This is a genomic window from Mesocryomonas fontinalis (assembly GCF_055730125.2).
Window position 1 is genome coordinate 613,634 of the sequence record NZ_JBUZWG020000002.1, and the last position, 7,666, is coordinate 621,299.

4 protein-coding genes are annotated in these 7,666 nt (G+C 58.6%); 3 read left to right on the forward strand and 1 reads right to left on the reverse strand.

Translation table 11 applies throughout. The annotated features are described in order from the left end of the window. The first annotated feature begins 363 nt into the window (after positions 1–363). The 3 genes from ACZL02_RS08090 to ACZL02_RS08100 all read left to right on the forward strand — a co-directional run bounded on the left by ACZL02_RS08090 (position 364) and on the right by ACZL02_RS08100 (position 7,267). The gene (locus tag ACZL02_RS08090) at positions 364–4,221 is read left to right on the forward strand and encodes a vitamin B12-dependent ribonucleotide reductase (protein WP_472938155.1); all 3,858 of its coding nucleotides are present in this window, start codon (positions 364–366) and stop codon (positions 4,219–4,221) included. Positions 4,222–4,514: 293 nt separating this feature from the next. After that, complete coding sequence (locus ACZL02_RS08095; RefSeq protein ID WP_472938079.1) at positions 4,515–5,477, forward strand: SIR2 family protein; 963 nt, start codon at positions 4,515–4,517, stop codon at positions 5,475–5,477. Between the two features lie 5 nt (positions 5,478–5,482). Beyond that, a complete protein-coding gene (locus ACZL02_RS08100) occupies positions 5,483–7,267 on the forward strand; it encodes an ATP-binding protein (RefSeq protein ID WP_472938080.1) in 1,785 nt (594 codons plus the stop codon). 69 nt (positions 7,268–7,336) lie between these two features. On the opposite strand, the gene ACZL02_RS08105 is transcribed toward ACZL02_RS08100, so the two are convergent. Then, the coding region (locus tag ACZL02_RS08105) for a M41 family metallopeptidase (protein WP_472938081.1) at positions 7,337–7,666 on the reverse strand (330 nt) is incomplete at its 5' end.

Here is a 7,666-nt window from a genome sequence, read left to right on the forward strand (position 1 = left end):
CAATCCGTGCGGCCCGCGACCTTTCCTTGACCCACCCCGTGAAGACGCCTTAGCGTCTTCTTAACGGTGCCGCCGGCCCGCGCGATAAGGGTTTCGACACACTTTACGCTGCGTTCCAGCAGGTTTTCTCGGTGCCATATCACCGTTGCAGAAATGCGCTCCGACGCGAAAACATCGATTTTCTCGTCGGAAAAGGATTCGATTAACCGGCGCTGATCTACTATATCTAGTGTCGCCTACCCCGGCACACACCACATAGCCGCCGGCTCAGCCGGCTCGCCATTCTACCACCGTCACACCGGCGGCGCTCATCTGCGTCTGTCGTTTGGCGTCCTGCATCCAGTCAAGGACAGTCCTATGGGCATGAAGATCGAGCGTCGCTACACCAAGGCCGGCGAAGGCGCCTATGCCGGCATCGCCTTCCGCAAAGCGACCAGCGAGATCCGCAACCCCGATGGCTCCGTGGTCTTCCGGCTGGAGGGCATCGACGTCCCCGCGCAGTTCAGCCAGGTCGCGAGCGACATCCTCGCCCAGAAGTACTTCCGCAAGGCCGGCATCCCCGCCAGGCTGAAGCGCGTCGAGGAAAACAGCGTCCCGTCCTGGCTGTGGCGCTCGGTCCCCGACCACGCCGCGCTCGACGCGATGCCCGAGGGCGAGCGCTACGGCTCGGAAATGGATGCGCGGCAGGTCTTCGATCGCCTCGCCGGCACCTGGACCTATTGGGGCTGGAAGGGCGGCTACTTCGCCACCGAAGAGGACGCCCGCGCCTTCAACGACGAGCTCGCCTTCATGCTGGCGACCCAGAAGGTCGCGCCGAACTCGCCGCAATGGTTCAACACCGGCCTGCACTGGGCCTATGGCATCGACGGCCCCGGCCAGGGCCACTTCTACGTCGACTACATCACCGGTCAGCTCACCCGCTCGGCCTCGGCCTATGAGCATCCGCAGCCGCATGCCTGCTTCATCCAGTCCGTCGCCGACGACCTTGTCAACGACGGCGGCATCATGGATCTCTGGGTCCGCGAAGCCCGCCTGTTCAAGTACGGCTCGGGCACCGGCTCCAACTTCTCGCGCCTGCGCGGCGAAGGCGAGAAACTGTCGGGCGGCGGCAAGTCGTCCGGCCTGATGAGTTTTCTGAAGATCGGCGACCGCGCGGCGGGCGCGATCAAGTCTGGCGGCACCACGCGCCGTGCGGCCAAGATGGTCGTCGTCGACATCGACCACCCCGACATCGAGGCCTACATCTCGTGGAAGGTGAAGGAGGAGGAGAAGGTCGCCGCCCTCGTCACCGGCTCGCGCACCATCTCCAAGCACCTGAAGATCATCCTCGCCGCCTGCGTCAACTGCGAGGGACCTGAGGGCGACTGCTTCGAGCCAATGAAGAACCCGGCGTTGAAGCGCGCCGTCAAGGACGCCAAGAAGTCCCAGGTTCCCGAGAACTACATCAAGCGCGTCATCCAGTTCGCGCGCCAGGGCTACACCGACATCGACTTCCCGGTCTACGACACCGACTGGGACTCGGAAGCCTACCTCACCGTCGCCGGCCAGAATTCCAACAACTCCGTCCGCGTCACCGACGATTTCCTGCGCGCGGTGGAAGATGACGGCACCTGGAACCTCACGGCCCGCAAGGACGGCCGCGTCGTCAAGACGCTGCAGGCCCGCGACCTCTGGGAGCGTGTCGGCTATGCCGCCTGGGCCTCGGCCGATCCCGGCATCCAGTTCCACACCACGATCAACGACTGGCACACCTGCCCGGCCGCCGGCGAGATCATCGCGTCGAACCCGTGCTCGGAGTACATGTTCCTCGACGACACCGCCTGCAACCTCGCCTCGCTGAACCTCATCCAGTTCCGAGAAGCGTCGGGCACGCTCGACACCGAAGCCTTCGAGCACGCCACGCGTCTCTGGACCGTGGTGCTCGAGGTCTCCGTCCTGATGGCGCAGTTCCCGTCGAAGGAAATCGCCCAGCGTTCTTACGACTACCGCACGCTCGGCCTCGGCTTCGCCAATATCGGCGGCTTCCTGATGACCTCGGGCATTCCCTACGACTCGGCCGAAGGCCGCGCGATCTGCGGTGCCGTCTCGGCGCTGATGACGGGCGTCGCCTATGCGACCTCGGCCGAGATGGCCGAGAAGCTCGGGCCGTTCCCGGACTATGCGGCAAACGCCGACCACATGCAGCGCGTCATGCGCAACCATGCCCGCGCCGCCCAAGGCATCGCCAACGGCTACGAGAACCTCTCGGTCGACCCGGTTCCGCTCGACCATGCCGCGCTGAAGGACAAGCGTCTGTCGGCCCGTGCCAAGGCGTGCTGGACCAAGGCCGTCTCGCTCGGCACCGCACACGGCTACCGCAACGCCCAGGTTTCCGTCGTCGCGCCGACCGGCACGATCGGTCTCGTGATGGACTGCGACACCACCGGCATCGAGCCCGACTTCGCGCTGGTGAAGTTCAAGAAGCTGGCCGGCGGCGGCTACTTCAAGATCATCAACAATGCGGTGCCCGCCGCGCTGCGCTCGCTCGGCTACACCGAGGCGCAGATCGGCGAGATGGAGGCCTATGCGGTCGGCCACGGCAACCTCAACCAGGCGCCTGCCATCAACCCCGGCTCGCTGCGCGCCAAGGGCTTTGGCGAGGCCGAGATCGAGGCGCTGAACACCGCGCTGAAGGCGGCCTTCGACATCAAGTTCGCCTTCAACAAGTGGACGCTGGGCGAAGACTTCTGCCGCAAGACGCTGGGGCTGACGGACGCGCAGCTCGCCGACTTCTCGTTCGAGATCCTGCCCTTCCTCGGCTTCTCCCGCGCCGACATCGACGCCGCCAACGTCCACATCTGCGGCGCGATGACGCTGGAAGGCGCACCGTTCCTCAAGGACCAGCACCTGCCGGTGTTCGACTGCGCCACCCCCTGCGGCCGGATCGGCAAGCGCTACCTCTCGGTCGAGAGCCACATCCGGATGATGGCGGCCTCGCAGCCCTTCATCTCCGGTGCGATCTCCAAGACCATCAACATGCCGAACGACGCGACGGTCGAGGACTGCAACGCCGCCTACATGCTGTCGTGGAAGCTCGCGCTGAAGGCCAACGCGCTCTACCGCGACGGCTCGAAGCTGTCGCAGCCGCTCAACGCGTCGCTGATCGCCGACGAGCATGACGACGAGGACGATCTCGTCGCCGAGGCGACCGAGATGCTGATCGCCCAGCCGGCGACGGCGCGCGCCGCCGAAGTTGCCGAGCGCATCGTCGAGCGCATCGTCGAGAAGGTGATCCGCGATCGCGAGAAGCTGCCGAACCGCCGCAAGGGCTACACCCAGAAGGCGATCGTCGGCGGCCACAAGGTGTACCTGCGCACCGGCGAATACGACGACGGCCGCATCGGCGAGATCTTCATCGACATGCACAAGGAAGGCGCCGCCTTCCGCGCGATGATGAACAACTTCGCCATCGCCATCTCGCTCGGCCTGCAGTTCGGCGTGCCGCTGGAGGAGTATGTGGAGGCCTTCACCTTCACCCGCTTCGAGCCGGCCGGCATCGTCCAGGGCAATGAGGCGATCAAGAACGCGACGTCGATCCTCGACTACGTGTTCCGCGAGCTCGCCGTCTCCTATCTCGGCCGGCACGACCTCGCCCATGTCCAGCCGGAGGATTTCGGCACCTCGACGATCGGTCGCGGCGTCGAGGCCGACAAGCCCTCCCCGGTCAGCCACGGCATGGTGCGCGGCCAGACGGCGAAGTTCCGGCTCGTTTCGTCCGATCCGGCGGGCACCCTCGGCACCGGCACGGACGGCCGCGCCACGCCGGCGACGACGCTGAAGGGCGCAACGCCCGCCGCAGCCCCCCGCAGCCCGGCGGTCGCCACAGCCGGCGCGGCGGTAACGCAGCTCGCCAGCCGCGGCCCGACCAGCTTCGGCGGCGGCAACCAGGCGACGGCGCTGAAGCGCGAGTACGAGGCGGCCCCGGTCTCCGAGCCCGCGCCGATCGCCGACATCTCGCCGGCCCAGGGCATCTTCGACAGCCCGCTGGCCTTCAAGGCCTCCGAGCGCGAGACCGCCAAGGTCGAGCAGGCCCCGGGCCCGAGCGCCAACGAACGCCGCGCCCAGGCCCTGATGAAGGGCTACACCGGCGAAAGCTGCTCGGAATGCGCCAACTTCACCATGGTCCGCAACGGCACCTGCCTGAAGTGCGACACCTGCGGCGCCACGAGCGGCTGCAGCTGAGGAAAAGAGGCGTTGATGGGTTGTGACGCGACACACAGTTTGTCCGAACGTCACATAGTCCTCACTTTTCGTTAAAGTTGGACGCTACGAAAATCGAAAAGGCCCCGTGTAACCCACGGGGCCTTTTATGCATGGCATGCGCTCGCAGTCGGCATGCTACCTTGGGTTACAAGGCGAATCAGGAGAGTGAAGTGATACCTGATGGGGTTCATAAGCAGATACAAGACCTCTTCAGGCCATCACCGGTTCTTCTAGTCGGAAGTGGATTTTCCTGCGGATTCGGACTGCCTGGAATGGGAGCGATCGCACAATATCTTCTAAACAATGTCACCTCGGCTACATTGTCAAAAGATGCGAATGCCCTTTGGGATGAGCACAAAACAAAAATACATACAGATTTCGAACATGGCTTGAATCAAATACCGAGCGGCGCTCCTGCGCGTGAAGAGCTTATAGCCGACATTCGCCGACTTATATCGTCTTATATAATTGAAGAGACGGTCAAAGCGGAACAGATTATATCAAGCAACGCGCATGCTCATAGTATGGCTCCCGCAAGACTGTTGCGACGACTATTTGATGGAATTCCTCAAAACACTGAATGCGCCCCCGTAATCACTACTAATTATGATACATTGCTAGAGTTATTTTGTGATCTGGCACGTCTTCCTATCGATACAGGTTTTGACGGGCACCGACATCGACACTACAGAAATAATAATATCTATCGAACATTTTACAGATCTGAAAATATCCCGGGTAACAAAGTTCTACAACTTCACTACCGCCGCATGGCTAATGTAAGAGTAATAAAACCACACGGTTCAATATCTTGGCACCCAACAAATCAAGGTCCGGTCGAGATTCTAAACAGCCACAATACCTCTACTAGAGCCATAGTGATACCTGGGCCATCCAAATACGAAGATGCTCTCGTGACAACTCTGTTCGACACTGTACGTACCGAAATGAATAATTCCATTCGCAATGCATCGGGAATGATGTGTCTAGGATTTGGTTTTAACGATAGTCATTTGCAAGGCGCTATCAAGGAACGCCTACGCGTTAGAATGCCAATGCTAATTCTCACTCGCACCTTTACGGACAAGATAAATTCACTTATTTCTGAGTTTCCGCATATTATAGCGATAAATTCACATCCGAATGGCGCGTCATGCCACGTTGATGGGATAGTTTACCCTACCGATGAACCAATTTGGGAACTCGATAGTTTTCTCAGAACGATCCTGGAGTAACTGTTATGGCCATTTTTTCCTTCACAGAAGAGAACTCCGTCGGCGAAGTTCGCAGCGTTGAGAGTTCAAAAATAGTGGTTCGTGTCACGGACTCTAACAGACTCCAGAAGGCTAGGGTCGGTCGCTTGGTGGCCATACAGGCGGTGGGTGACGAATGGCTCATTGGTATAATCGAGAGGGTATGGCGACATGCGATCGAGGTAGAAAAACTCGAAAGCGTTGCGGAGGGTGATACTGTTCCAGAAGTTCCGGTCGAGGAAAACGGCGTGACGATCAGTCTCGTTGGGACTTACCGTGAGCGGGACGGTTTACGTCGAGACGTTTTCTCCCGTGCAATTTTTTCCCTTCCTGAAATCAATCGCCCCGTTTATCCGTTGGACGAGCGGTCTCTTGAGAACTTTATGGGAATTCTGAGTAATTCCACTAAGACTGGCTCCAAAACTCCACTCAAAGTGGGGAGATACACTCTTGATGAAAGAGCTGTTGCATATGTTGACGGTGACAAACTATTCCAGAGACATATGGCTCTTCTAGGCAGTACAGGATCTGGAAAGTCCTACGCGGTAGCATCCATTCTTGAGCAGGCGGCGAAACTCCCAAATGCGAATGCTATCGTATTAGATCTTCATGGCGAATATTCCAGCATGGATTTCGCCCGTCATTTCCGGATAGCCGGCATATCTGATCTTAAGGCGCCGAATGATCATTCTTTGTTTCTCCCATTCTGGTTGCTTACATATGAAGAAATGCAGGCGCTATTCATAGACCGATCAGGAGACAACGCACCCAATCAGGCACTTGCGTTGATGGAGTCGGTAATCCAACTCAAAAAGAATGCCATCGATGCATTTGACAAGAAGGATTTACTCGAGGGCTTCACCGTTGATGCTCCTGTCCCGTTCCTCCTTAAAGACTTAATTGCGTCTCTAGAAGCCAAGAACGACGAAGAAATAGATACTGGAGAAATTCTTGGCTCAGGGCCGAGAAAAGGTTTGGCCAAAATGGAAAAAGGCCCATTGAATGGCAAGCTCTCTAGGTTGTTGATACGCATGAGAACTAAGTTCAATGATCGCCGTTACGCCTTTATGTATCAGCCTCCTGCTGATTATGATGATTATGAGTCGCTGCACCGTCTGGCAGAAAAACTACTGGGTTATGGATCGATAGTAGATAACGTTAATTCTGGAATAAAGATTATCGACTTCTCAGAAGTTCCATCAGACATATTGCCCGTTGTAGTAGGAATTGTTGCTAGACTCGTATACCAAATTCAGTTTTGGAGCGCTCCTGGTCCCGACGGCGATGACCGGCATCCGATCGCATTGATATGCGATGAGGCGCATTTGTATCTCCCGAGCCACCAGTCTGAAGTTGGACCGCTTGAGCGCCGCGCACTTGAAAACTTCGAACGCATCGCGAAAGAGGGTAGAAAATATGGCGTAAGCCTAATGGTCGTGAGCCAGCGTCCGTCTGATGTCAGCAGCACAATCCTAAGCCAATGCAGCAATATAATCAGCCTGCGTCTCGCGAATAAAGTTGACCAAAACGTTGTTCGGCAGCTTCTACCGGAAAGCCTCGAAAGTTTGGTGGAAATACTTCCCACACTTGATGTCGGAGAAGCAGTTATCGTTGGTGACGCGATACTTTTGCCAACACGTATTAAGCTGGATAAGCCTGCCTGCGTTCCACGAAGCGCCACAATTCCGTTCTGGAGCAGATGGGACACTCCGAAAGTCACCGGTAGCTTGGTGTCTGCTGTGGAATCAATGCGACACCAGTCCAGGCTTTGACTACGGAGAGCATACTAGTCTGTCTCACGCCCAAGGGCCTCGTAAATGAAACGAGGCCCTCGGAGTGAGTTATGCGCGTCCAGTGAGATGCGCTGCTGCAAAGTCGCGAAGTGCATCTCGCCCCAGCACACGTCGCTCCAACGCGAGATCCGCCAGAGCGACGACAGCCTGACGATGCAGGGAAACCAGCATCAGGGCTTCCGCATAGAGACGCCTTATCCTCACCTCGACGTTGTCGCCATCTGCTTGTTGGCCGAACGACAGACGGCTGCCAAGGCCCAAGCGGGTTTCGAGCTGCACCAACCACGAGGTCGCACGGGCAAGATCCGAAGTATCGGCCCCACCGGCACCGGCCGAGACCGAGCCCAGAACTATCTGCTCCGCTGCCCGACCCGCCAG